Source organism: Synergistes jonesii (assembly GCF_000712295.1).
Lineage (GTDB): Bacteria > Synergistota > Synergistia > Synergistales > Synergistaceae > Synergistes > Synergistes jonesii.
In genome coordinates, this window is the sequence record NZ_JMKI01000037.1 from 37904 (window position 1) to 60751 (window position 22848).

A 22848-nucleotide genomic window follows, 5' to 3' on the forward strand; every position below is an offset into this window, starting at 1 on the left:
CCTGTCACTTCGTTTTTGTTTCAGCCTTTGTTACACTTTTTACGTCTTCCCGCAGTACGTCCTGCGGGGTGTCGAGTAGTGTCGCAAGCTTGACCCAGAGTTCGTATTTTCCTGTTCTGGCGCCGGCTTCGATTTTGCGGTAGTAGACCTCCGAGATTCCAAGTATTTCGGACATTTCTCGTTGTGTCTTGCCGAATGACTTACGGGCGTTGTATAGTTTGACTCTCACTATCACCGTCCTCCTTTAATATTCCGATACTTGTTGTATCGGTTTGGTTTAATTATATAGATACTTTTTGTATCTGTCAAGGGGTGGTTATTTTGCCAACTTTCTCAGTGCGAGCCCGTGAACTTCGCCGCTCTAAAAACCTTACCCAAAAACAAATTGCTTCGATTTTTGGGGTTTCGGAGATTCTTTGGCGGAAATACGAGGCGGGAGACCGTGTCCCAACTCTCGATGGGCTCATCGCCATCGCCGACTACTTCGGAGTCTCTATCGACTACCTCGTCGGACGGACGGACAACCCTGACACGCTGCATTAAAGTCTCCTCGTCAAAACGCCGCTGTCTGGATCTATCATCATGCTTGCAAATTTGCGCCACTCTTTCACTTGCGCGCCGTGTATCTCTTTCTGCATCAATTTGCAAAAACCGGCGATGTGCTCAACCGTCGCCGTCTGTTTTATGCGGATGCCGCTCGCTGCGTCGTTATACTCAAAGAAACGGACAAGGGGCGAAAGGCTGTCGTCCGATGCCTTATAACGTTTGCGGGTTGTAAGCCATGTCGTGATCTCCTTCATCACACCCTCGGATGTCGTCCAGTCGCCGAAGACCCACAACTCTTCACAGGCGTTGAGCAGGGATAGGCAGTAGGACATTGTCCTTTCGACATATTTCGGCTCCTTGTTTTCCGGGTCCAAGAAGGAAAAGGCTTCTATCGGCGATACGGGTACTACGTCGTCGTAGCGTGCGTCTTCCACTATTGCGCGGCAGATTTCCTTGTTCTCCTTGATGTTGGACTCTATCTCCGCCTTGCGTCCCGACACGCCCCTCAGCGGGTGCGCGATGTATACTTTTTTCATTGTTTTATTGCTGCTCCTTCCCTGTTTTTGTTTTCCCACGAACGAAATTCGATGAGCATCTGCACGCGGTTCAGCCCGCACGCGTGCTCGTGGTGCGTCAGGCGGTTCTTTATGCTCTTTACGGTCTTCCCAGTCGCCCGCGCGATTTCTTTGTCGTCGGCTCCGCGTATCGCCATATGGAACATATGCAGCGTGTCCCCGCGGATACGCGAGAAGTGTGCGTCCAGTTTGGCCCGGGCTATCTCCGCGTCGTCGGGCGCCTTCCCGCCCTGCTTGAGCCACGTTCTGTATTCCCGCATCATCTCGGTGATGCCGAGCCCGCACCGGACGGAGTAATACTTTATGGCGGAGCTTGCCTGCACCGCCGTTTTGCCGACGAGCCTACCGCACGTGGCCATTGAAGCGCCTTTTGCGCGCGCGCCCATCATTTTTCGCGCCGTTTCGTCCATCGATGCGAAGAGAATCGCGGCCGGTATCGTCATGCGCTTGGTTTTGGGTTTGGGCGCCGTTTTTCCTTCGTCGATTTCTCCTTCGTCGATTTTCACGACATCGGCGAGCCATTCGCGGTGCTCGTCGATAGCCTTCTGCGCTTTCTCCGCCGACGAGAAGAGGACTCCCTGTACGTCGCCGCTAAGTTTGAACAACTGCGGCTTCGAAACCGTGCCGTTGCAGAACGCGGGGCAGTACAGCGGCGGCTCGGGCCCATATAGGCGCTGCGGGAACATTTCGAGTCTCACCGTCAGCTTTTTCGGCGCGTCGGCGAGCGTCAGCCAGCCGTGGCAGTAGATGGGCGTCGGCATTATCCGCGCGCCTCCGCAAGCCGCATGTAGCCGCTCCATACCTCTTCCGCATTCCAAAAGAGCGGCGATGTTTTCCCGAAACACCCCGCAACAGCAGGCTGTTCGTTCAGCGGACGTGGGATAAAATCCCCGAAGCGCGTCAGCGCCGTCCTGTATGCGCAGCCGTAAAGCATCTCAATATCCGGCTTTTTCAAGATGCCGGTCTTCGGCACTTTGTCGGGCTGGCAGAGCCTCTGTACTCTGCGCCGTCGTTTTATCTCCATTACCATTCCTCCCTTGTACCGCTTTTGTTATAATCAAGGGCGCAGCAGCCGAACACGGGGGTGTTGATGTGTCGTCAGTCCCATTTGCTCAGTTCGATAGCAGAATTTTTGACAAAATACTCGGTGAACTTAGTCAAGCCCTTGAAACATTAAGTAACCAAGAACAGCGGATTTCTGCCCTCGAAACAGAAGTCCGCAGACTTAAGGGACAGCTGAAAAACTGAAATAACCAACTTATTCCGGCTGCTGCACTTTTCCCCGCATTTGTTCAATGTTGTATTCCAGCAGGTCAAGGTATGCCCTTAGGCTTTGCGTCTCACACTTCAACGCTGCAACCTCTGCGTTTATCCTCTGCCACTCCGCTTCTTTCAGCACGGAAATTTTCGCTTGCTCTTCCCGCAGTACCTCAATCCCTGGCACAAGATTCGATGCTTTTTTCTCCACGCCCTCACCTTCTTTCATAAAACATAAGTTTTTGTTTCGCCCTGTATTCAGTTGTCATGGTGCGTTTCTGTTACGTCAGCGCGGCGCTTAGTGCGTTCATCAACCGATTAGCCGCGTTTCTGGTTTCCGGTTCGTCGATGCGGCCGTCTGCTCCAAGGTCGAGCGCTTCTTCGATGCCGAAATAAAATCCCGCATACGCCTCAGAAAGCTCCCGCGCCTCGGCTATGCCGTCTCCGATTCCCCCTGCCGCTGCTCGGACAGGGGCGCAGTAGGGTTTGCGTCGTCGCGCAGAAGCTCGTCTACAGAGCAGTTAAGGACTTCCGCCATCTTCGACAATTCTGTCGCGCGAGGGTTACGGACTCCATTTTCATAACGAGACAATGAGACCGTCGAGATGTTTATCCTTTCGGCAAGCTCAGATTGCGTCATCTTGCGAATCTCTCTGATTTTTTTGATTGATGTCACTTAATCACCTCCCTGCCTATCCTTTTGTTAATCTTATCTGTATTATACTCATCTATTCGGATATGTCAACAAGAAATATTAATGTTTGTTAATATTAACACATAAACAAATTGGGCCTTGATATATTTAACCGTTTGTTAATAATATAAATACAATCATAAGGTGGGGGGCGATATGCTTGATAGGCGATAATATTCGGATGTTTCGTGAAAAAAAAGGAATGAAGCAGACTGAACTTGCAAAAGCTATCGGCATTAGTACCGTTACCCTTTCGCGATATGAAAATAATACTCGTGCGCCGAGAGCAGAAGACTTAATCCGATTAGCAGATGCACTTGATACCAGCGTAGCTGCCCTCATAGAGACTGGAGGCGCTACCAATTCGCAGGCGACCAGGGTAGGAACGCCATGGCATGTTGATGTCGGCGATGCGGACATTGAAATACCGGCCGCCCGCATAGACTTCGCCAAAAGCGCGGGGAAATCAATCCCCGTCCCCGTGTATGGGCATGAGCTTTCAGCCTGCTGCGGAGATGGGTTTCCAGACGCTGATCAGATATTCGCCGAGGCGGAAGAGTTCATAGCAATGCCATCAAGTTTTATTGGTCCGTATGACCCTGAACGCCCGCCGTTCATAATCTACGCTGATGGCGACAGCATGGTTGATGCAGGCATCAGCGACGGCTCACAAGTAATAATAAATCCGGCAGACCCCGTTCTCGACGGCGATGCCGCACTCGTGGAGTTCGCGGTAAACCCCGTAGTGCGTAGCATCGCCGTGAAGCGCGTATATTGGCTCGATAACCATGGCGTGGAAATACGCAGCGCCTGCGGCGACGGTTGGCGCCGAAGGTTTACCAGCGCTGACGGCGACGAAAAAAGCATCCGTATCATCGGTAAGGTAGAGTGGGCCGGGCACAAACCGAGAAGAGGATAAGCGCAAAATTGCGGCATAGGAGGTGTGAGTCATGTACACACTAATTGGAGCTGCGCTGTTCATAGGGGCTATTTTGTATGTCTTCGAAAGCTTAATGCCGATTATTGTAATTTCAGTTATAGGCGCTGTTGTGATTGCAATATGTAATTCTGCTCCCAAAGAAAATAATAGTAACAAGCGAGCTTTAAATTTAAAAGTAAACACAACAGGCACCCCTGATTTACGCATTAAAAGCGTCAGTGTCAACAACACAAAACAATTGACCTATATTCCGGATAAAAAAGAACCTGTTGCCCTTACGTTTGAAATGCAAAACGCAAACAAAAAGATAGATGAATTGATAAAAGATGAGTCTGTTTCTGTAAGACCACAAGAATGGAATATAAGTATTTCTTTTAGCCGCTCTCGTAGTTCAAATTTTGAGAGAGCGATGTATTTAGCCAAACACGCTCCTATATACAACGAATCTTCTGATGGTAAAAACGAGATTTTTCAGGCAACTTACTCATCTTCTGCATCAGATTATCTTGATTTTATCAAACTATATGAGCTTTCATCAAATTGGAAATCCACACACGTCGCTATTTGCGGAGAATTAGTCGATAGGAAAATAGTCGGGCAACTAAACTTTTGCTACGGCGACAAATGCAGATCAGGAAACCCCGAATTTTGTAACGGGGCCAGTATAATGACCGTAAATCCTTTTGGGTGCCATAGGCTTCAGATTAGCGCCAGCAGCAATCCTTGGGTAAGTTTTTTTGTCCCGTTGGACGACGGAAGATATTACCTCGACAAGAAGTGCATGAAACAACGCATAGATTCTTACGCATCTGTTTATAGGCTTTGCCCGTCATTTGACTATATTAAAATTCTAAAGATATTGTCGGAATTGCCTAATATAGTAACAAAAAAGGAATATTTGAACTTTCTGACGGTAGAATTTAACTAAGAAGATTTTCTATCCCACGGTCGCGTGCTGAAGATAAATTAGGCATACACGGGTAGATAGTCTATAATCAATAATAATTCAATATAAGGGGAGGTTTTATCGTGGCTCTTATCAAATGCTCAGAATGTGGCAAAGAGATTTCGGACAAAGCGTCCGCTTGTCCGCACTGCGGCTGCCCAATGGGCGAGATAAAAGTAACAGAGGGGGAGCGCCCCGCGCAGGAAGCACCGTCCGTGCAGGTAGAAGCTCACCCCCCGACGGTAGAACCTCCGCACAAGAAGTCCTCCATTATGATTTTCGTGGCTTTTTTAGTCCTCATAACCGTGGTTGTGATTCTATCCGCGCTCATCGACGATAGGGAAAAAGAGACAAAGCAAAGCGGCGAAGAAATAATGGCAACAACCACCACAAGCGCCGATATTACTTATCCCGCCCCTTGGCCAGCTAAAACACAGGCTCAAATGGAAGCGGAAGAGCGCCAGCTTAAATACGATGCGAACGAAGCGCGCAAAAAGCTGAGAGCGCAGACCGATCACGTTGAGAATATTGTGTGGCGACACTCAAAATTAACACCTAAGTATATTTCCGGCAATAGCGTGTTTTGTTATACAGGAGAGTCAGAGTGGCAAATATGGTTACGTGTTGTTTTTGGCTTCTCTAAAGACGACTGGATATTTATGGAGAAAATAGTGCTAAACATAGACGGCTCTATAGAAACAATTTACGTTCCTTATGATGAGAGAAAGACCGAAGTTATCTATGGCGGCTCTATAAAGGAATGGGTAGATTTCCTTGGCGAGGGAGATATATACAGCTATATATCTCGAATAGCCAATAGCAAAACAACGTTGGTCAAATTTAGGGGGGAGAAATATAGCCGCTCATTTACCGTCACGGAGAATCAAAAAAACGCAATAAAGCAAGTACTGAAGTATTACGAGGCAAAAAAATTATTATTAAAATAAGGAGGCTTGAAAATGGCGTTGATCAAATGTCCTGAATGCGGCAGGGAGGTATCCGACAAGGCGGCAACGTGCCCTAATTGTGGTGTAACTATTGCAAAAAGTTCAAACCAAAACGCAATGGTGCCACAAAGCGGCAATCCAGACACCCCCGCTTCTTCTGCATGGGGGATTGCAGCTATCATATGCGGCGGCGCCTCTCTCCTGCTCCCATATTTTGTATCTGCCTTCCTAATCCCCGCCGCACTAATATGCGGGGTGGTCGCATATAAAAAAGGGCAAAAAGGATTAGGAAAGCTTGGAATTATCTTTGCTATTTGTGGAATAATATGGATTGCTTATGTATCAATGCAAATGGCCGCAATTGTAGAAGACCCATTTGGAAACCACAGCATTTTGCCATGGGGGAATCAAGAAAAGCCTATCATTACGTTAGATGAATTTGAACGCATAAAAGAAGGAATGTCTCTCCAAACCGTAGAGGCAATAATAGGAGAAAAGGGCGAATTGATCAGTAAAACAAATACTGACGGGTATAGCGTTGCTATGTATCAATGGGTAAACAAAAACGGTTCAAATATGAACGCGCTCTTCTCCAATGGGCGCTTAGACACAAAAGCTCAATTTGGGCTAAGGTAATAGGCATTATAATAGGATACCAGGAGGAGGGGATGAGCGTGTCTCCAACGAGGACGATGGAAAGAGAGAAAGCGGCAAACATATTCCTGTCGCTCGACGAAGAGAATTTCGACCGCGCCGCAAGCTACATCGCATATCTGGCGGAGATGGAGCGCCTTGAAGATGAGGAGGACATCGCTTATATTGAAGCCCATAAAGACGAGCCTTCCGTCCCGCTGTCCGATGTGTTAAAGGAGCTGGGCCTTGGGTAAGTACTCCGTGAGGTTGAAAAAAAGTGAAGAGAAAGCGCTCGCCTCTTTTGATGCCTCAACCCAAAGGGCCATAGCGGCGAAGCTGCTTTCTCTCGCGAAAGACCCATACCCGCCGGGGTGCAAGAAAATTCATGGGTTAAAAAACACATGGCGTATACGCAGATGTGAACACTGCGGGGCGTTTTTAGGCGTTAGAAAATGCCCCTCCTGCGGTAAAATAAACGATATTGAACGTAGCTTCTGCCCAAGTTGCGGTTATTTATTCAAGCACACGCCGATAAAAGCAGACGCAGATAGAGACGATACGGCTGGGAAAACTATATACCTTGCCACCATCGTCTTTTTCTTGATTATCTTTGTCGGTGCTTGTTGGTTGCTATTCGGCAACTCGCCAACAAAGAGCCTCCAAACAAGCCCACCGCCAGTAGAAACTGTTTCCAGTCCGCAGCCTGGAGTCCCATATGAATTCGCTAAAAATTTTGTTCGCGATAGGCTGTTATCGCCAAGCACGGCGAGATTTATGCCAATCTCCGAAGTTCGTTACGTCTATTACCCTGGCCAAAAGACATGGAGGTTTACTTCGTTTGTTGACAGTCAGAACGCTTTCGGGGCGATGGTGAGAACAAAGTGGTCGGTTAAGCTGATCGAGACTAAGGATACATGGAAGTTGCTGGACATAAAGTTTGAACAATAAAGTTCCTTATCCTCAATGCAACAGGGACAAACAAAAAGGCTCCGATCCAGAAAGAATCAGAGCCTTTTCTGCGGGTTTCCCGCGGCCTTAAAAGGAAGATTAACAGCACATTAAGCGCTGCCTGTTGAAACATAGCTGTTTCCATTCCTAAGCCGATTACATAATATATCATATCGCATTTTTAATCAACACTTTTTCAAAAGCTTAAAATAAAACCCGCCCTGTGTCAGGGGCGGGTCCAGAGAAGGAACGTGAGAAGACTGCCAAAACCGATGAGAGAGGTATTATCTGCACGCTTCAATTATAACATTTCCCCTGAAGGGGCGGCGTTTTTTCAGGCTATCCGCGCTGGGGGAACGGCGGCGGTGCGGTGTCGTCGCGCAGCGAGTCAAGGTAATCGGCATACCACTGGCACATTACTCGCCGCCGCTGCATGAACTCCGCCTCGTTATAACTTGCACGCACGCTGTTGCTGTCCGCGTGCGCAAGCTGTATCTCTATCACCTGTGAGTTGAATCCCGCTTCGTATAAAAACGTAGACGCCATGCCGCGAAACCCATGCCCGACCATAACATCATGCGCATAGCCGCGCCTGCGCAGCGCTTTATTTTCGGCGTTATCAGAAATATGCCGCGAGCCGTCCCAGCAGCCCCATGCATGGAACAAGTAGCGCCCGTGTCCAGTCAATTTATAAAGCTCACTTACAAGCTCAATGGACTGCCGCGCAAGCGGGACGATGTGAACGCGGCGCATCTTCATCTTCTCGGCCGGTATCTTCCAGACTCCCGCCGCGAGGTCGAATTCCCCCCACTCCGCTTCCCGTATCTCCTTCGGGCGCACAAAAGTATAGGCGTGCAGCTGTAAGAATATGCGCATCGTCGGGGAATGCCCCTTGTCGCGTATATCGCGCATCAGCCGCCCCGCAAGTTCAGGGTCCGTTATCCGCGGCATATGCTTGACCTTCCGCACCTGCAACAGCCCCGTAAGCATATATGTCGGGTCGGCCGTCACGAGCCCCGCGGCCGCTGCGAAGCGAAAGACCTGCCCAGCCGTCTGCTTTATCTTGTGGGCAGTACTATACACGCCGTCAGACTCCGCCGCTTCGATGACTCTTAGAACGTCGGATGACGTTATCTCATTTATCGGCATATCGCCGAGCATGGAAATAAAGCGCTTCATGTATATGCGCATATTTTGCAGGTATTTCTCGGTACAGACGCCTTCTACACGGCGCTTGATCAATGTTTCGAAAACTTCTCCAAAGGTCACCGCCTTCTTCTTCTCTTCATATTCTCCGGACGCAATATCGCCGCGCAGTTTGTCGCGGGCAATCCGCGCTTCCCTGAGCGACATGCCCGGGTATTCGCCTAATTTGACCTTCAGCTCTTTACCGCGCCTATCTGTAAAACGGTATCGCCAGACCATCTTGCGGCTTTTCAAAACGTCAAGGATAAAGCCCTCGTCGATTAAGATTCCCTTGCGCACGCCCTCAGGGACGGCACGTATCTCGCGCTGCATTTCCTTCTCTGTCAGCATGTTTATCCCCTCTCGCCGGAACCGTGGAGGCTTAAAACCGTATTTTTCGGCGCCGGTTCCGTCTGTGTTCCGTCTTTTCTCTTGACAGAGTTTAACATACTTTGCACGAGTTTGATATGTTTAGCAAGGCAAAAGCAGGCTGTCGGTGATTTGGTTGCGCAAGTTTACAAGACTTTGGTAGAGTTTAAACAAAGAACTGGTGCCGGAGGGGAGGGTCGAACTCCCACGGGTGTTATCCCGGCGGATTTTGAGTCCGCTGCGTCTGCCATTCCGCCACTCCGGCAACTGAGAGTTAATTTTATAACATCAGCTCAAGTCGGGCAATACTTTTTTTGCCGTTCGGCGCATTGCGGCAAAATTTTCTCACACGCCGCAGCAATCTATAATATAATAATCAAAACGAATCACGCAGGAGGCCTCGAATGAAGACTATCACGCTTACCCATTATACAGTGAAAGACATAAATCCGACGCCGTGGACGAAGACTTGGGACAACATGATGAAGTTCGGGGAGCGCATGGCGCCGAAGCTCGCGCCGCTCGGCTTCAAGCTCAGGTTCCGCAAGATGATCATGGACGACGTGACGCAGGACAATTTGATGGCGGCGAACATGGTGACGATAGAATGCGCCGAGGCGGAGCTTCCCGAGACGCCGATCGAAAATATGTTGATGCTTGAGCTTGATTACACCGAATGCCCCGAATGCAGGACGCCGGAAGGGCAGGAATTCCCCTGCCGTACCTTTACCGATTTCAACGGCGAGGCCTGTCAGGCGCTGCCGGAGGAATTTTTCATGGAGGCGGTCCTGCGCACGGCATTCAAATCGCAGCAAGGGCGCGAGTGCCACTGCGGCGAGAGCTGCGACTCCTGCGCGAGCGGCTGCGGCGACGAAGAGATAGGCAGGCGCGCGGACGCGCGCGGGCATAAACATTTTTAGGAGGCGGAGAGATGGCGCACTTCAACATAACGACGAAGGGCGGAGACAAGGGGACGACCTCTCTTGCAAACGGCGAGCGCGTCGCGAAGGACGATCGGGTGGTCGAGCTTTACGGCACGCTCGACGAATGTCAGGCCGCTCTTGGAATGGCGCACGCTTTCTGCGAGAACGAAGGCATCGCTAAGGATATTTATTTTGTCGAGGATTACATGTTCGGGGCTATGGCCTATTACGCCAAGTGCGACTACCCGGCGCCGGACCCGGCGATAATGGAAAATATCGCGGGCCGAGTGACGGAGGCCCTGCCCGACGCAGGAATGCACTTCGTGCGTCCCGGCGACACGAAGTGCGGCGCGGCGCTCCATCTCGCGCGCACGATAGCGAGGCGCGCCGAGCGCGTCGCTACGCCCCTTTACCGCGACGGCCGGCTCGAAGACAAGGCCTATCAGTTCTTAAACAGGCTTTCCGACGTAATTTATCTGCTGTCGCTCGCGGTAGACGCCGAGAAAGAGAAATAGCTTATATTCCGTAAGATAAAGGGGTGGTCCCGACAAAGGAGCCGCCCCGTTTTTTGTTTGAATTCTCTTTGTCGCGGCTTTAATCCCGCCGCGGATCCGACGCCTCTTTCTCGCCGCTCTGCTCCGCTTCCTCTGAAAATCTTTTCCACAGCTTTTTAAGGCGCTCTCCGATTCGCGATTCCGCGCCCAGCTTTCCCGGGAAGTAGAATCTTCTCACCTCCGGCATGTACGCCTGCGGCACCCAGTGACTCGGGTTGTCGTGCGGGTAGACGTAGCCGCTGCCGTCGTTGCGCAGGTGGCTCGGCACCTCCATGATATTTCCTTCGAGCACGTTTCGGCGCGCGGATTTTATCGCAAGGTAAGCGCTATTGCTCTTGGGCGCGGACGCGAGATAGATCACGGCCTCGCCGAGTATCAGGTCGGCCTCCGGCATACCGACGCGGTCGACGGCGGCGGAGGCGTTTTGCGCAAGGACGAGCGCCATCGGGTCGGCGAGTCCCACGTCTTCAGCGGCGAATATGCAGAGCCGGCGGCAGATGAACCTGACGTCGTCCCCCCCTTCTAGCATCCTCGCGAGCCAGTAGAGCGCCGCGTCCGGATCGGAGCCGCGCATGCTTTTTATAAGCGCGGATATGACGGCGTAGTGATCGTTCGCGTTCCTGTCGTAACGCTGCGTCGCGGCGCCGCTGCTCTGCGCGACGATTTCTTCGGTCAGCGCGGAGCCGCCCCCCATCGCCGCCGCCGAGGCCGCGGCTTCGAGGCGCGTCAGAGCCTGCCTCGCGTCGCCGCCGGCAAGCTCGGCGATACGGCGCAGCACCGCGTCGTCCGCGCTCACGCCGAGGCGCGCGACGCCGCGCTCCCCGTCGGCCATAGCCCTCTTCAAAAGCGCGCAGAGGTCGTCGGCGCTTAGAGGCTCGAGCGTGTAGACGACCATTCGTGAAAGCAGCGTCTTGTTTATTTCGAACCACGGGTTTTCCGTGGTAGTGCCGACGAGTATGAGGTCGCCGGTCTCTACCGCGGGCAGCAGGACGTTCTGCTGTCTGCTGTTGAAGTGGTAAATTTCATCGACGAAGGCGATCGCAGCGCGGCCGGATAGGCCTTTATCGCGGCGGGCGCGCTCGACGAGGTCGCGCAGAGTCTCCACCTTTGCGCTCACGGCGTTTATTTCGAGCAGCGTCCTCTTCGTGACGCGCGCCATCAGGCGCACGAGAGTGGTCTTGCCTACGCCGGGCGGGCCGTAGAGTATGCAGCTCGGCACTCGGCCGCCCTCAAGCAGATTTCTGAGCGCCATGCCTTTGCCGAGCAGATGCCCCTGCCCGGCGTACTCGTCGAGGGTACGCGGCCTCATGCGTTCGGCAAGCGGCGCTTCGAAATTCATTTCTTCGCCGCTTAAGGAAAAAATGCTCTCCTCACCCATCGCCGCGCACTTTGCCTTCCATAAAGCCCTTAAGCTCCGACGCCTCTGCCGGCGCGCTGAGAGCTCCGCCGCGCTCGACAGAGATTCTCGCGAGCGGGAAGCGCGGCGAGAGGAAGCGGCTCGCCGCGTCACGCCATGAAAGCCCCATCAGAGCCGTGTCGAACGACGGATTCCTCTTCCAGTCGTCCGGCGTTAATATCTTTTGCGGGTCGACGTAAAATGAGCCGACGCCGAGAGCGGCCGCGCGCGCAAGCCACGCGCAGGCGTCGGGCAGGGGCCTTTCAGGCAGAGCGAGAGCGCAGGAAAACGCGCCCTTGAGCCACAGCGCGCCCTTTTCGGCAAAAATTTCCCTGTACTCCCACGGCACGAGCTCTTCTTTATTTTTAACGGCATTTACGAAATCCGTCATCTTCGGATAAACTGCGTCGGCCCAGCACGCCCACGCGGCATTTTCGCGCTGCACGAGGACCGCGCGCATTCCTGCGCGCCTCGCGCCCTGCAGGTCGTAGAGGAAATCTCCAATATAGAGGCAGCTGCGGGGAGCCGCGCCTATTTTTTCCGCGGCCGAAAGCAGCGCGCGCGGGTCCGGCTTCACGAATTCCATGTTGTCGCGCCCCCAGACGTATTCCGGAAGCGTAAGCCCTATGACCTCGGCGCCGCGCTCTATCACCTCCATGCAGTTGCGGGAAAGCACGCAATAGGGCGTGCCGCTCTCCGTCAGCCAGGAGATCAGCTCAAAGGCGCCGGGCACAGGCGCCGCCTTCTCCGCACCGGACATTTCGAGCTCCCTCAAATCGCGGTAAAGCGCTTTTCTCGTCTCAGGGGGCAGCGTATGCGCCTCTTCGAGCAACATGGCCCGGCGTCCGCCGTAGTACTTCTCGCGCACGCCGGAAAAATCCAGCTTCGTATCAGCTATCACGCCGTCCCAGTCGAGCAGAAAGCCTCCTACCGAAGACGGACTCCAATACGGTCCCATCGACCAACCATCCTCTCAAAAACGGCGGAAGCCGCTTCGTATGAATATAATTATATCCCAGCCGCACGGATTTTTTATTTCCGGAAGATAAAAAAGGACCCCGCCTGGCCGTGTATGGGAGGTCTTGACCCGATCCTTAAGCAGGATATAAGAGCCCTTCCGATTAACTTGGTCGATAGCGAGTATCTCCGCCGCCGCCGGAAAAAAGCTCTTTGCGGGCAAAGTTGTTGGCTCAAGACTCAACCCATCTCACACGCACCCAGCAGGGTGTTGTGTATAGCGATTGACTGACTAAATTATAGCCCAGCGCAGAAAAAAAACAAGTAGCGGAAGGCATTTTGTTTAAAAGAAACGCCCGCCGCGAGGGCGGGCGCTTCCAGTTGGGAGATGTTTTTATATGAACGCAGGTTCAAAGAACAGATCGTTTTCCGCGAACCTTGAGAGGCGGAATCTATGCAGGTCGACGAAGGGTTTCTCGCCCATGAGAAGCTCTTTGCAGACGCGCCCGCCGGAAGGGCCGAACTGGAATCCGTGGCCGCTCCAGCCGCAGTCAAGAAGGAGCCCTCCCACCGGCGCCCAGTCGATGATCGCGTTGTGGTCGGGGGTGTTGTCGTAAGCGCCCGACCACTGGTGGACGACGCGGACGCCCTTCAGCGCCGGTATCCTCTTAAGGACGCTCGTAGTCACCCCTTCGAGGAACTTCGCACTGTTCCCGGCCTCTACCGTATGCGGCTCATCCTGGTCGTCGCGGCCGAGAAGGAACGTCCCGTTCGGGCACTGCTTGAAGTAGGCGCCGTCGTCGAGGCAGAGGACCATCGGACACTCAAAGACTTCGACGGGCTCTGTGATGAGGCAGTTATGGCGCTCCGGATAGACCGGCAGATCCACTCCTACAGTCTTTGCGAGCGGGGTCGACCACGCCCCGGCGCAGAGGAGCACCTTCGGCGCGTGCCACTCCTCGCCGCTCTCCGTAACTATGCCTTTGATTCTGCCGTTCTCGGCAAGAAGCTTCGCTACCGGCGTATAGGTCTTGATCGTCGCGCCGAGCCTGCGCGCCGCATAGCCGTAGGCCAGAGTCATCGTCTGCGGGTTGATATGTCCGTCCTCTCCGCAGAAAGCCGCCCCTACTATCCCCTCAAGGTTGAGATAAGGCCAGCGTTTGTGAATCTCGGCCGGTGTCAGCATCTCCGACGGAATATCGAGACTCTTCTGCAGGTCGACGTTTTTCTGCAGCTGTGCCAATACCGAATCGGCGTAGGCGACCCACATATATCCCCACTGCGTGAACTCCAGTTTCATACCCGTGTCGAGCTCTTCTTCGAGCGTCGGGAGGACCTGAAGGTTGTACTTCGCCATGCGCAGGTTGGTCTCAGTCCCGAAATGCTGGCGCAGACCCGCGGCGCAGCGGCCTGAGCCGCCGAAGCCGAGGTACATCTGCTCGAAGAGCGCCGTTTTAACTCCGGCTTTCGCCAGTTCATAGGCGGTAGACGCTCCATGCACGCCGCCGCCAACAATGATCACATCAGCAGTTTTGATTGTCATGGCTCGCTACCTCCTAATCTTCTTCGGCCAGAAGCATAGTCTTTATCGGCTTCACAGGCGGGCGGATCGTGCTGATCCTGAGTTCGGCGACGGGTTTGCCGGTCGCCTTAGCTATCTCGCGCAGTATGATGTCGCGGCAGCCGCGTCCCTGACAGGGGCCCATGCTGACGCGAAGGATGCGTTTCAGCTCTTCGAAATCCGTGCAGCCAGCGGCTATCCATTTACGGATCTCGTCTATCTCTATTTCTTCGCAGCGGCATATCACGTTTGCTTTCGCCATTTCAGCACACCACCTTTACTGGACCTTCACGGCGCGGATGTCGTCCGCTTTATCTTTGGGGATGAGCACGCTCAGAACGTAGGTCTTGTCTTTCGAAGGCTCCGTCACAGATGTGATTTCCCCCTCCGCCACTTCTTCGCCGACTCTGTTCAGGCATTTGACTTTCTGTCCTTTTGACGGCAGCGGCAGCATTTCGTACGGCAGTTTGATGAGAGCCTGCCCTTTTCCCACCGTAAGGTCTATCACGAAGCACGCAAGACCCGGGCAGCGCGATACGCAGATGCCGCAGCCGGTGCATTTGTCGTAGTCTATTTTCGGCGTGTCGTTTATGTCTTCGAAGGGCAGCACGGCCCCGGCGGGGCAGCTGGTGTGGCAGGGGTTGCAGGGGATGCGCTTGGGGCATTCTATCACCACGTAACCGCCTTTTTTGGCTTCCCATTTCTCTTGCGGCGGCAGCAGCGCTCCTTCCACGTGTTCTACCAGCACTCCGCTGTTGAAGAGTTTGTCTTTGTCGCAGCTCATTGTTACGCCTCCCATCCCTGTACGAGTACTTGGTTTATGCCGGCTGTGATTTTTTCTCCTACTTCGCCGGCGCGCAGGTGGTGGAGTCTCGTCCAGTATTCGTCGAATTTACCGTCGTCTACCGGAAGTCCCAGCGCTTTGGCCGCCGAGTGCCCCGCAACCCGGCCTTCTACCATCGCTGCGGAGGCTTCTTCTATGCCAGAGGCGTCTCCCGCCACCCAGATGTCGGGGTTGCTGGTGCGCATGTTTTTGTCTCTGTAGGGGACGTAGCCGCAGAGCTGCGGAACGTATTGCATTTTGCAGCCGGCCTGCCAGAAGAGTTCCGTGGTGGGCGTGAGTCCTACCGCCATGCAGATGATGTCGCACTCTATTTTCTCCGGCTCGCCTATGAGCTGGAATTTGTCGTCCAGTTCCTGGATCACGGCGCCTTCGAGTATTTTGTCTCCTATGGCCTCCACTACGGTGTGTCTTAGGAGTACGGGGATGCCCAGCCTTCTGATTTTCGCCGCGTGTACCCAGTAGCCGCCTATTTTAGGCATGGCTTCGACTACCGCCGCTACTTCCACTCCCGCCTGCTTAAGCTGGTAGCTGACTATGAGCCCTATGTTGCCCGCTCCCACCATGACGACTCTTTTGCCCGGCACTACGCCGTATACGTTCATCAGGGTCTGTACCGCTCCCGCTCCGTATACGCCGGGAAGGTCGTTGTTCGTGAAGGGGATCATTCTTTCCTGCGCCCCGGTCGCTATCACCGCTTTTTTCGCCTTGATGCGGTAGTACTCTTCTTCTCCCTGCATCACGGTGTATACCCCGTCTTCCGGGTAGTAGCCGGTGACTGTGGAGTTGCAGCTTATTTGCACTCTGTCTCCCAGCCCAGCTATCTCCTCAAGGAGGATGTCCGCTATCTTGTAGCCGCGCGTCCCCGCGTATTCGTCTTTCGAACCGAAGAATTTGTGGGTCTGTTTGACTAACTGCCCTCCGGCGTGCAGGTCGCTTTCTATAACGGTCACCTTGGCGCCGGCTCCCCCGGCTTCCGCCGCCGCGCAAAGGCCTGCGGCTCCGCCGCCTATGACCAGAAGGTCTGTCTCATATACCTTCTTCATCTTCTCTCTCTACCTCCTTAGCAGACTTCCAGGGGAACGCGTCCCTTGTCCTTCTGCGTCTCCACCTTCATGCCCGCGGAAAGCGGCGTTACGCAGGTGCGTACGTTGGGGACTCCGTCCACCACCATGAAGCAGGAGCTGCATTTGCCTATGGCGCAGAAGAAACCGCGCGTCCTCTTCATCTCCGGCGTGACGCGGTAGACCTGGACGCCGTTGGCGTGCAGCGCCATCGCTATGGGCTCCCCCTCATATCCCTTGAGCTCTTTCCCGTCGAAGGTGAATGCAACTTCCCGACCGTGGCTGTACTCCAGGATCGGATGGCTCTCGATCAGTTTCATTCTCTCTCTCCCTCCTTGGATTTGGTAAATATAATCCCTTTAATAAATTAAACCAAGTAACTGAACGCTACTATAATACAACCACGTATATTATTTGAAAAATGACGATTTTTGTTATATATTATCGAATATATCGATATATAAATAACAAAAATAAATTTGATTTGTATCGCTTATAGCATAAGATTCAACGGTTTTTTATTTTTTCAGCTTTGTTGCTTTATAGCATTTTTATACAACCGTTTTAGCCACATATTGCTTATTATATTTTCCATTTTATTCACAAAATATCGTTTTCATAAATATCGAAAATATATGAATTGTATTGCAAACTATTTTTCTGCGTTTTGCTATAATGTCGACATGATAAAATTTCTCGCGGAGGCTGATGCAATGAAGATCGAAGGCGTTCCTTATCAGTGCGTGGACTGGAATAAGATAAAAGAAGAGCGGCACGAGGGAGAAAGCGGCGAAGCGATATGGCGCACGTTCGAGAGGGGCAACGTACGCGCGAGAGTGGTGGAATACAGCGCCGGATATCTCGCGAACCACTGGTGCCCCCGCGGGCATGTGCTTTTCGTCCTGGAGGGCTCCGTGATCTCCGAGCTGGAGGACGGCGGCAAGGAGGAGTTGCGCGCCGGCATGGGGTACGTGGCCGAGGACGACGAAAAGAAGAGGCACCGCTCGTTCTCTCCGAACGGCGCGAAGCTCTTCATCGTCGACTAAAGATTTTCCGCCGCCGCGCCGTGCGTTTCACGCGCCGCACGGCGGTTTTTTTATCTCCTTTACGCCTACGGGTTTTCTTCGGTAAGCTTTATCTTTTGTATTTTATCTTCGAAGCCGAAGACCGAGGCGTCGATTTTGTCGACGGCCGCGTCGATCTCCTCCATGTTTGAGAAGCGGTAGTCGTCGGGCAGCCGGTTCGCGAAGCGCTTCACCTTAAGCAGCGCCTGCAGATAATTTCTTTCGGTCTTTTTGAGCAGTTCGGCGCATTTCAGCGCCTCCGGCTCCCCGTATTCCGCGAAGAGGCGCGCTATCGCTATATTCGCGCTCATTTCCATTTCGTCGCTCCATATGTCGCCGAGAATCTTTCTGACGCGCCTGCGCTCCTGCTGATTTTTTATCTGAAGCAGCGACTGCGTTATATCGTTCAGAGCGCCGGCGACTTCTTTCGTGACGGCGCGGACGCTCCTGCGCGGCATCGAGCATTCCGCTATCGTGCAGGCTTCCGTTTCGACGGCGACTTCTTTTCTCAGAAGCTTCCCTATAGCCGGCAGAAGTTTTATCTTCGCCTCTTCGCGCGGCTTTTCAAGCGTTTCAAGGTAAAGTATCGCGGTGTCGTAGTCGAAATTTTCGCATTTGCTGCGCGGTATATACGAGACGTAGCCCGTGTCGAAGTAGCCCTTGCGCCCGGCGCGCCCCGCCATCTGCATGAATTCGTTCTTCGTGAGGGGGCCGTCGATGAACTTAGCCATCTGGCCGAATACCACTGTTTCGGCGGGCAGGTTGACGCCGAGCGAAAGCGCGTCGGTGCCGGCAACTACGTCGATTATCCTCTCGCGGAAGGCCATCTCCACGAGCAGCTTTTCCTTCGGCAGCATCGAACCGAAGTACATCCCCACGCCGCGCAGCATGGTGTCGGGGACCTTTCCGACTTCGAGTATCTGCGCCATCTCGGCGAGCCGCACGCGCTTGGCGCGCGGGATCATGCGGCGCGTCCTCGCGATTTGGGCGGCGAGCCATTCGACGCCTTTTTTTGAAAAGGCGAAGACGAGGGCGTCGCGTATCTGTGAGAAGCGCAGGCCGCGCTGTTTGTAGACGAGCCTCGTCACGCGCTTTTCCGTCTCGAAGAGGGTGAAGCCGCGCAGCGCCATCTCCTCAAGATAAGAGCGCACCTTTTCGGGATTGCCGAAGGTCGCGGACATCACGAGTATACGGCTCTCCTCCGAGGTACGGCGGAGGCCGTCGACGTACGCGCGTGCGCGTTCAGGGTCGTTGAATATGAAGTGGAATTCGTCGATTATCACGCGCTGTCCCGGGATATGCGCGTATTTCAGCGTGTATATCTCCTGAGTACAGCAGAGGACGAGGGCTCCGGCGTTTTTCTTGAAATCGCCGGTCTCCAGGCCGACGTCGAAGCCCATAGATTTCAATTCGAGGTAGCGCTCGTTGGAGAGCGCTTTGATCGGCGCGGTGAATATCACGCGCCCCGGCGGCATCTGAGGCGCGCCGTCCCTGTCCATGAGGCCGGCCCATATATAGGCTACCCATGTTTTGCCGCTGCCGGTCGGAGCCGATACTATCGCGTTATCCGAGCCGATCGCGTCGAGCGCTTTTTCCTGCCATTTGTAGAGCATTATAATTTTATCCTGAGGATGGGGAGTCTGCGTTCGGGCACCTTAGGCGACTCTCGCTCGCCCAACTTTTCAGCGCCCATGTGGACGTAAAACTCTTCGGCGTTCGGATCCGAAGTTATATATAATTCTTCCGCGCCCATCGTTTCCGTGATCTCGCATGCGTGCAGGAAGAGCTTGCTTCCGAGCCCCGTGCCTATTTCGTCGGGCACGACCCAGAGGTGTTCTATCCACCATCTGCCGTCTTTTTTCTGCAGCGCGTAAAAGCCGGCTATTTTCTCGGTCTCCTCGTGTTCGATCAGATATGTCGGGTTTCTTTCGATAAAATCCTGTTTTATCGTGAGCTGGCCGCGGAAGAGTTCCATCATCTCCGGCGGATAATCCCAGTATGATTTCGACCGCCAGGCTATATCCGCCAGTTCTTCGGCGTCTTCGGGCTTTGCGGGACGTATTCGAACGTCGTCATCGTACATTTGCGGGTATATCTCTCCTCGTCAAAAGATTCAATACGGCGTGTATTGTACCACAACCACAGCGCATCAACAGCCAATCAGCGCGCTTTTTGCGAAATTTTTGCGATCAGCTTTTTCAAAAGCTCCGGCAGAACGTCGAGAGAATAAGAAAGGTAGAGCCGCTCCTCTTTTCTGTGCGGAGCGGCGCCGCTCGGGCCGAGGTTTATCACCGGAAGGCCGAGGGCCTGCATCTCTTTCAGCGGCAGGCTGTAAATCTCCCCCCAGCCGGGCATGTTTTCGGCAAGAGCCGCTATGTCGCCCTCCGAGACCTTTCCGCCGACGTAGCTCAGGTCGCAGAGGCCGGAGAAGAATTCGACCTCCGTCATCTTGAGGCCGTATTTTTCGGCGCACTCCGCCTCTATTTCGCGCGCGGCGCCCACCACGGCGGCATCGCGCGGCGAGCCGGTGAAATCCGTGCGGACTGGGAGCCACGGCGGAAGGAAGAAGACGGCGGCGTAAGGAGGCTCCGCGCCGCTGCGGTCGGCTATGAAGTCGACGACCTTTATCCCGCGCGCTCTCATATCGCCCGGCGGGAGCGACGCCGCGAAGTCGCGCAGCTCCGCGTCAAAGGCTTCTCCGGCGCGTGCCGCGGCGAGCTCCGTCAACTCGCCGAGCGTGTAGACGGCCGGCTCCGGCGCGGAAAAGGCCGAGCCGTTATAGCCCTTGGAAAGAAGTGATTTATAAGAGGCCTCCAACTGCCCGGAGCTCTCCTCAAGCGCGCGCAGCGCGACGCCCTTCATCTGCTCCATAATCTGCGCCGGCCCGTTGTTCGTCGTGAAGCAGTTGAAATAGGCGTAAGCCTTGTCTGGCACGGTGACGCTGTAGACGTCGCGCAGAGCGCCCATGTCGAGGCATATCCACGACGGCTGGCAGACGCCGCGCGCAGGGTCGGCGAGGCAGGGATCGCCCTCGGCGGCCGCCACTGCGCGCGAGGCCGCGAGCAACGCCGAAAAGCCGTCGTAGCAGTTTCCGACGTGCGCGTCGCGTCCGCGCACGTAAAAGCCCGGCATCAGCTTGCCGAGCGTGCCGAGGAATACCATCGGGCCGGTGACGCCGGACTGTCCGGCCTCTCCCGGCTCTGTGTTCAGCGCGGCCAGGAAGTCGAGCCCTTCGCGCTCCATCTCGAAAAGCACCGGCAGCACGCCGCGCATCCCAGCGGACGAGTTCTCTTCGTCGCCGACGAGCGCCATGACGAGGTTGACGTCGAAGATCGAACGGTCTTTCGCGAACTCTTCGATAAGCGCCGTCTCGATCGCGTCGCCGCACTTCATGTCCATCGTGCCGCGACCGTAAAGCGTATCGGCGTCCGCGCGGAAAATCTCCGCCAGCTTTTCCGTGTCGAAGGCGTGCTCGGCGATTTCGCCGTAGCATTTTACGTCGACTACGTCGTAATGCCCTATCATCAGCACGGTGCGCGGCGTTTTTTCTGCGGCGTCTACGCGCGCTATGAGAGACTTGAGCTTGTGCGGCGAACCTTCGAGAGGCGTATCTACAAGCATCAGATGATGCGGACGCTCTTTGAAATACGAAAGCCCGCTGAGCCTTGAATAGATGATCTCGCCAGGGAGGCTCTCCTCCGCGCTCTCCGTGACGCTCGGGGCCGCGACGAGCTCTTTTATCAACGGCAAAAGATAATTTCTGTCCATATAACGACCGCCTTTCACTTGCTACATGATAACACAACGGCGCGCAAAAACTTCATATCGGGCAAACGACAGCGCGCTGCGAATATAGTCATTCGACTTGTATGCGATAACGTAGGACGAAAAATGAGCGCCTCGTTTGTTTTTTATGTTTTCGTCACGCGGATTTGCTCAATAGCAACGCCCTTCGCCTTTTTTTTCGTGAGCGGCGTCAGCCGCGGACAAATCCATGTGATCTACTTCGTCAATTATACAAGGAGCGTCCGTCAAGTATGTATTTTACAGCGCGTTCTCCAAGCCCTTTAGAATATACTGTCATGAGTTTCGGATACGCCTTTTCGTTGCTCTTGTATAGTTGATGTAGTAAAAATATAAAAAATTTCCCGCCGAAAGCGGAGGCGGCACGGCAAACCGGACCCTGCGGGCGGGTCCGGTTATCGCTTTGCCGTTTTTCAAAAAACTTCTAAAGAATAGCTTCGCGCCGTCATTCAATGGCTTTTCAAGAGAGGCTGCGTATGTCGCTCCGCCGCTCCTCCACCGCCTTTATCAGCCTTACGACGTCCTCGACCGTCAGCCGCAGGTCGCCCCTCGCGCGCAGGCGCGCCTCGCTGTAGGGGACGGCCACACGGTTGATCGGGAAGACGGCGGAGACCCCTTCGTCGTAAGCGCCGCCGATATCGTCGCCGACGTCGCCGACGACGGCGATCACCGGGACGCCGAACTTCTTCGCGCGGCGCGAAACGCCGATAACGACCTTTCCGCCGAGGCTCTGCGAATCTATTTTGCCTTCCCCGGTAAAGACGCAGTCCGCCCCTCTAAGAAGCTCGTCGAAGCCCACTGCGTCAAGCACGACGTCGATGCCCATCTTCAGCTCCGCGCCCAAAAGCGCCGCCAGCCCGTAGCCCATGCCGCCGGCTGCGCCCGCGCCCCTGTCCTGCGCGCGGTCCGCGCCGAGGCAGCGCTTCACGGTATCATGGAGATGCCTCAAGCCTGCGTCGAGAAGCGGGACCGTTTCACGCGAAGCTCCCTTCTGCGGGGCGAAGACGTAAGCCGCGCCCCTTTCGCCGTAAAGCGGATTGTCGATGTCGCACATCGCCGTGATCCTGACGTCTTTCAGCTCACGCGCGAGGCCGCAGCTCTGCACCGAAGCAACCGAAGAGAGCGTGCCGCCGGTGGGGATAAAGGAACGTCCCTCGCCGTCGCGAAATACGACGCCGAGCGCCGCAGCCGCGCCGCAGCCTCCGTCGTTCGTAGCGCTGCCGCCGAGGCCGATTATCACCTGCTTTGCGCCGCCTCTGACCGCTTCCAGGATCAGCTCGCCGACGCCGAAGGTAGTGCCGCCGAGAACGTCGAGCCTCCCCTCCATGAGCGGCAGCCCCGCCGCGGCAGACATCTCCACGACCGCGGTCCTTCCGTCGGAGAGCACGCCGTAAAACGAGCTTACCTTCTCAAAGCGGGGACCGGTGACCGAACACTCGCGCCGCTCTCCGCCGACGGCGGCCAGGAAAGCTTCCACCGTCCCTTCCCCGCCGTCCGCCACGGGAATGCCGCGCACACAGGCGTCGGGAATATGCGCCTTTATGGCCTCGGCCATGATCCCGCATATTTCCGTCGAGCTCATGGTACCCTTGAACGAATCAGGTATCAGGATAAAGCTTTTCATGGCGCCCGCCCCCTTCGAGA

The 22848-nt window shown here is 54.6% G+C and carries 28 protein-coding genes and 1 tRNA gene; 10 read left to right on the top strand and 19 right to left on the bottom strand.

Annotated features, from left to right (window positions below):
- Positions 1 to 4: 4 nt before the first annotated feature.
- Positions 5 to 229 (bottom strand): helix-turn-helix domain-containing protein, encoded by a 225-nt coding sequence (locus EH55_RS09155; protein ID WP_037977028.1) that lies wholly within the window; start codon positions 227 to 229, stop codon positions 5 to 7.
- Positions 230 to 321: 92 nt separating this feature from the next.
- Here EH55_RS09155 and EH55_RS13905 point away from each other — a divergent pair, with 92 nt between their 5' ends.
- Complete coding sequence (locus EH55_RS13905) at positions 322 to 543, top strand: helix-turn-helix domain-containing protein (RefSeq protein ID WP_037977029.1); 222 nt, start codon at positions 322 to 324, stop codon at positions 541 to 543.
- On the opposite strand, the gene EH55_RS13565 is transcribed toward EH55_RS13905, so the two are convergent.
- The 5 genes from EH55_RS13565 to EH55_RS09185 all read right to left on the bottom strand — a co-directional run bounded on the left by EH55_RS13565 (position 540) and on the right by EH55_RS09185 (position 3054).
- Complete coding sequence (locus tag EH55_RS13565; protein WP_051682797.1) at positions 540 to 1082, bottom strand: DUF7768 domain-containing protein; 543 nt, start codon at positions 1080 to 1082, stop codon at positions 540 to 542. The genes EH55_RS13905 and EH55_RS13565 overlap by 4 nt on opposite strands.
- On the bottom strand, positions 1079 to 1882 hold the full coding sequence (locus tag EH55_RS09170; protein ID WP_037977032.1) for a hypothetical protein: 804 nt from the start codon (positions 1880 to 1882) through the stop codon (positions 1079 to 1081). Before EH55_RS09170 ends, EH55_RS13565 begins: the two co-directional genes overlap by 4 nt.
- A complete protein-coding gene (locus EH55_RS09175; protein WP_037977034.1) occupies positions 1882 to 2145 on the bottom strand; it encodes a hypothetical protein in 264 nt (87 codons plus the stop codon). Before EH55_RS09175 ends, EH55_RS09170 begins: the two co-directional genes overlap by 1 nt.
- 234 nt (positions 2146 to 2379) lie before the next feature.
- Complete coding sequence (locus EH55_RS09180; protein WP_037977036.1) at positions 2380 to 2589, bottom strand: hypothetical protein; 210 nt, start codon at positions 2587 to 2589, stop codon at positions 2380 to 2382.
- A gap of 222 nt (positions 2590 to 2811) precedes the next feature.
- A complete protein-coding gene (locus EH55_RS09185; protein WP_037977039.1) occupies positions 2812 to 3054 on the bottom strand; it encodes a helix-turn-helix domain-containing protein in 243 nt (80 codons plus the stop codon).
- Positions 3055 to 3232: 178 nt separating this feature from the next.
- Between EH55_RS09185 and EH55_RS13570 the strand changes: the two genes are divergently transcribed.
- The 6 genes from EH55_RS13570 to EH55_RS09215 all read left to right on the top strand — a co-directional run bounded on the left by EH55_RS13570 (position 3233) and on the right by EH55_RS09215 (position 7486).
- Positions 3233 to 3991 (top strand): helix-turn-helix domain-containing protein, encoded by a 759-nt coding sequence (locus EH55_RS13570; RefSeq protein ID WP_051682798.1) that lies wholly within the window; start codon positions 3233 to 3235, stop codon positions 3989 to 3991.
- A 31-nt stretch (positions 3992 to 4022) separates the two neighbouring features.
- Positions 4023 to 4940: a hypothetical protein gene (locus tag EH55_RS09195; RefSeq protein ID WP_037977041.1), complete on the top strand. Its 918-nt coding sequence runs from the start codon at positions 4023 to 4025 to the stop codon at positions 4938 to 4940.
- A 101-nt stretch (positions 4941 to 5041) separates the two neighbouring features.
- Positions 5042 to 5905, top strand: a complete 864-nt coding sequence (locus tag EH55_RS14235) for a zinc-ribbon domain-containing protein (RefSeq protein WP_141730533.1) — start codon at positions 5042 to 5044, stop codon at positions 5903 to 5905.
- A 12-nt stretch (positions 5906 to 5917) separates the two neighbouring features.
- A complete protein-coding gene (locus tag EH55_RS14605) occupies positions 5918 to 6541 on the top strand; it encodes a zinc-ribbon domain-containing protein (protein ID WP_037977047.1) in 624 nt (207 codons plus the stop codon).
- Between the two features lie 38 nt (positions 6542 to 6579).
- Positions 6580 to 6792 carry a hypothetical protein gene (locus EH55_RS09210; RefSeq protein ID WP_141730534.1) on the top strand — a complete coding sequence of 71 codons (213 nt, stop codon included), beginning with the start codon at positions 6580 to 6582 and terminating at the stop codon, positions 6790 to 6792.
- Positions 6785 to 7486 carry a double zinc ribbon domain-containing protein gene (locus EH55_RS09215; RefSeq protein WP_037977052.1) on the top strand — a complete coding sequence of 234 codons (702 nt, stop codon included), beginning with the start codon at positions 6785 to 6787 and terminating at the stop codon, positions 7484 to 7486. The genes EH55_RS09210 and EH55_RS09215 overlap by 8 nt, the downstream gene beginning before the upstream one ends.
- Before the next feature lie 339 nt (positions 7487 to 7825).
- Here EH55_RS09215 and EH55_RS09220 read toward each other — a convergent pair whose 3' ends face one another.
- Together EH55_RS09220 and EH55_RS09225 are read right to left on the bottom strand one after the other, a co-directional pair.
- Positions 7826 to 9022: a tyrosine-type recombinase/integrase gene (locus tag EH55_RS09220; RefSeq protein ID WP_051682799.1), complete on the bottom strand. Its 1197-nt coding sequence runs from the start codon at positions 9020 to 9022 to the stop codon at positions 7826 to 7828.
- Between the two features lie 197 nt (positions 9023 to 9219).
- Positions 9220 to 9305: transfer RNA gene (locus EH55_RS09225), tRNA-Leu, on the bottom strand.
- A gap of 139 nt (positions 9306 to 9444) precedes the next feature.
- On the opposite strand from EH55_RS09225, the gene EH55_RS09230 reads away from it, so the two are divergent.
- Together EH55_RS09230 and EH55_RS09235 are read left to right on the top strand one after the other, a co-directional pair.
- Positions 9445 to 9960, top strand: coding sequence for a DUF2703 domain-containing protein (locus EH55_RS09230; RefSeq protein WP_037977055.1), 516 nt, complete (start codon positions 9445 to 9447; stop codon positions 9958 to 9960).
- A gap of 11 nt (positions 9961 to 9971) precedes the next feature.
- The gene (locus EH55_RS09235) at positions 9972 to 10478 is read left to right on the top strand and encodes a cob(I)yrinic acid a,c-diamide adenosyltransferase (RefSeq protein ID WP_037977057.1); all 507 of its coding nucleotides are present in this window, start codon (positions 9972 to 9974) and stop codon (positions 10476 to 10478) included.
- 79 nt (positions 10479 to 10557) lie between these two features.
- On the opposite strand, the gene EH55_RS09240 is transcribed toward EH55_RS09235, so the two are convergent.
- From EH55_RS09240 to EH55_RS09270, 7 genes are all read right to left on the bottom strand, one after another.
- Positions 10558 to 11856, bottom strand: coding sequence for a replication-associated recombination protein A (locus tag EH55_RS09240; protein ID WP_037977375.1), 1299 nt, complete (start codon positions 11854 to 11856; stop codon positions 10558 to 10560).
- A gap of 31 nt (positions 11857 to 11887) precedes the next feature.
- Positions 11888 to 12871 carry an HAD family hydrolase gene (locus EH55_RS09245; protein WP_037977064.1) on the bottom strand — a complete coding sequence of 328 codons (984 nt, stop codon included), beginning with the start codon at positions 12869 to 12871 and terminating at the stop codon, positions 11888 to 11890.
- A gap of 393 nt (positions 12872 to 13264) precedes the next feature.
- The gene (locus EH55_RS09250; protein ID WP_037977066.1) at positions 13265 to 14413 is read right to left on the bottom strand and encodes an NAD(P)/FAD-dependent oxidoreductase; all 1149 of its coding nucleotides are present in this window, start codon (positions 14411 to 14413) and stop codon (positions 13265 to 13267) included.
- 13 nt (positions 14414 to 14426) lie between these two features.
- Positions 14427 to 14693 carry a (2Fe-2S)-binding protein gene (locus tag EH55_RS09255; protein WP_037977070.1) on the bottom strand — a complete coding sequence of 89 codons (267 nt, stop codon included), beginning with the start codon at positions 14691 to 14693 and terminating at the stop codon, positions 14427 to 14429.
- A 15-nt stretch (positions 14694 to 14708) separates the two neighbouring features.
- Entirely contained in the window at positions 14709 to 15215 is a 507-nt protein-coding gene (locus tag EH55_RS09260; RefSeq protein ID WP_037977072.1) for a 4Fe-4S dicluster domain-containing protein, read from the bottom strand.
- A gap of 2 nt (positions 15216 to 15217) precedes the next feature.
- A complete protein-coding gene (locus EH55_RS09265; RefSeq protein WP_037976515.1) occupies positions 15218 to 16318 on the bottom strand; it encodes an NAD(P)/FAD-dependent oxidoreductase in 1101 nt (366 codons plus the stop codon).
- A gap of 17 nt (positions 16319 to 16335) precedes the next feature.
- The gene (locus EH55_RS09270) at positions 16336 to 16656 is read right to left on the bottom strand and encodes a (2Fe-2S)-binding protein (protein WP_037976514.1); all 321 of its coding nucleotides are present in this window, start codon (positions 16654 to 16656) and stop codon (positions 16336 to 16338) included.
- 393 nt (positions 16657 to 17049) lie between these two features.
- Between EH55_RS09270 and EH55_RS09275 the strand changes: the two genes are divergently transcribed.
- Positions 17050 to 17382 (top strand): DHCW motif cupin fold protein, encoded by a 333-nt coding sequence (locus EH55_RS09275; RefSeq protein ID WP_037977075.1) that lies wholly within the window; start codon positions 17050 to 17052, stop codon positions 17380 to 17382.
- Positions 17383 to 17447: 65 nt separating this feature from the next.
- Here the strand turns inward: EH55_RS09275 and EH55_RS09280 are convergent, their stop codons facing one another.
- The 4 genes from EH55_RS09280 to EH55_RS09295 form a co-directional block, all read right to left on the bottom strand.
- On the bottom strand, positions 17448 to 19013 hold the full coding sequence (locus tag EH55_RS09280) for a DEAD/DEAH box helicase (RefSeq protein ID WP_037977077.1): 1566 nt from the start codon (positions 19011 to 19013) through the stop codon (positions 17448 to 17450).
- On the bottom strand, positions 19013 to 19483 hold the full coding sequence (locus EH55_RS09285; protein ID WP_037977079.1) for a GNAT family N-acetyltransferase: 471 nt from the start codon (positions 19481 to 19483) through the stop codon (positions 19013 to 19015). Before EH55_RS09285 ends, EH55_RS09280 begins: the two co-directional genes overlap by 1 nt.
- A 77-nt stretch (positions 19484 to 19560) precedes the next feature.
- The gene (locus EH55_RS09290) at positions 19561 to 21168 is read right to left on the bottom strand and encodes a M20/M25/M40 family metallo-hydrolase (protein ID WP_037977081.1); all 1608 of its coding nucleotides are present in this window, start codon (positions 21166 to 21168) and stop codon (positions 19561 to 19563) included.
- A gap of 496 nt (positions 21169 to 21664) precedes the next feature.
- Entirely contained in the window at positions 21665 to 22828 is a 1164-nt protein-coding gene (locus EH55_RS09295) for a glycerate kinase family protein (protein WP_037977082.1), read from the bottom strand.
- Positions 22829 to 22848: the final 20 nt, after the last annotated feature.

Coding starts and splice junctions, on each gene's coding strand:
- EH55_RS13565 (WP_051682797.1), bottom strand. CDS start 1,082: ATGAAAAAAGTATACATCGCGCACCCGCTGAGGGGCGTGTCGGGACGC.
- EH55_RS09170 (WP_037977032.1), bottom strand. CDS start 1,882: ATGCCGACGCCCATCTACTGCCACGGCTGGCTGACGCTCGCCGACGCG.
- EH55_RS09175 (WP_037977034.1), bottom strand. CDS start 2,145: ATGGAGATAAAACGACGGCGCAGAGTACAGAGGCTCTGCCAGCCCGAC.
- EH55_RS09195 (WP_037977041.1), top strand. CDS start 4,023: ATGTACACACTAATTGGAGCTGCGCTGTTCATAGGGGCTATTTTGTAT.
- EH55_RS14605 (WP_037977047.1), top strand. CDS start 5,918: ATGGCGTTGATCAAATGTCCTGAATGCGGCAGGGAGGTATCCGACAAG.
- EH55_RS09220 (WP_051682799.1), bottom strand. CDS start 9,022: ATGCTGACAGAGAAGGAAATGCAGCGCGAGATACGTGCCGTCCCTGAG.
- EH55_RS09230 (WP_037977055.1), top strand. CDS start 9,445: ATGAAGACTATCACGCTTACCCATTATACAGTGAAAGACATAAATCCG.
- EH55_RS09235 (WP_037977057.1), top strand. CDS start 9,972: ATGGCGCACTTCAACATAACGACGAAGGGCGGAGACAAGGGGACGACC.
- EH55_RS09240 (WP_037977375.1), bottom strand. CDS start 11,856: ATGAATTTCGAAGCGCCGCTTGCCGAACGCATGAGGCCGCGTACCCTC.
- EH55_RS09245 (WP_037977064.1), bottom strand. CDS start 12,871: ATGGGACCGTATTGGAGTCCGTCTTCGGTAGGAGGCTTTCTGCTCGAC.
- EH55_RS09250 (WP_037977066.1), bottom strand. CDS start 14,413: ATGACAATCAAAACTGCTGATGTGATCATTGTTGGCGGCGGCGTGCAT.
- EH55_RS09255 (WP_037977070.1), bottom strand. CDS start 14,693: ATGGCGAAAGCAAACGTGATATGCCGCTGCGAAGAAATAGAGATAGAC.
- EH55_RS09260 (WP_037977072.1), bottom strand. CDS start 15,215: ATGAGCTGCGACAAAGACAAACTCTTCAACAGCGGAGTGCTGGTAGAA.
- EH55_RS09265 (WP_037976515.1), bottom strand. CDS start 16,318: ATGAAGAAGGTATATGAGACAGACCTTCTGGTCATAGGCGGCGGAGCC.
- EH55_RS09270 (WP_037976514.1), bottom strand. CDS start 16,656: ATGAAACTGATCGAGAGCCATCCGATCCTGGAGTACAGCCACGGTCGG.
- EH55_RS09275 (WP_037977075.1), top strand. CDS start 17,050: ATGAAGATCGAAGGCGTTCCTTATCAGTGCGTGGACTGGAATAAGATA.
- EH55_RS09280 (WP_037977077.1), bottom strand. CDS start 19,013: ATGCTCTACAAATGGCAGGAAAAAGCGCTCGACGCGATCGGCTCGGAT.
- EH55_RS09285 (WP_037977079.1), bottom strand. CDS start 19,483: ATGTACGATGACGACGTTCGAATACGTCCCGCAAAGCCCGAAGACGCC.
- EH55_RS09290 (WP_037977081.1), bottom strand. CDS start 21,168: ATGGACAGAAATTATCTTTTGCCGTTGATAAAAGAGCTCGTCGCGGCC.
- EH55_RS09295 (WP_037977082.1), bottom strand. CDS start 22,828: ATGAAAAGCTTTATCCTGATACCTGATTCGTTCAAGGGTACCATGAGC.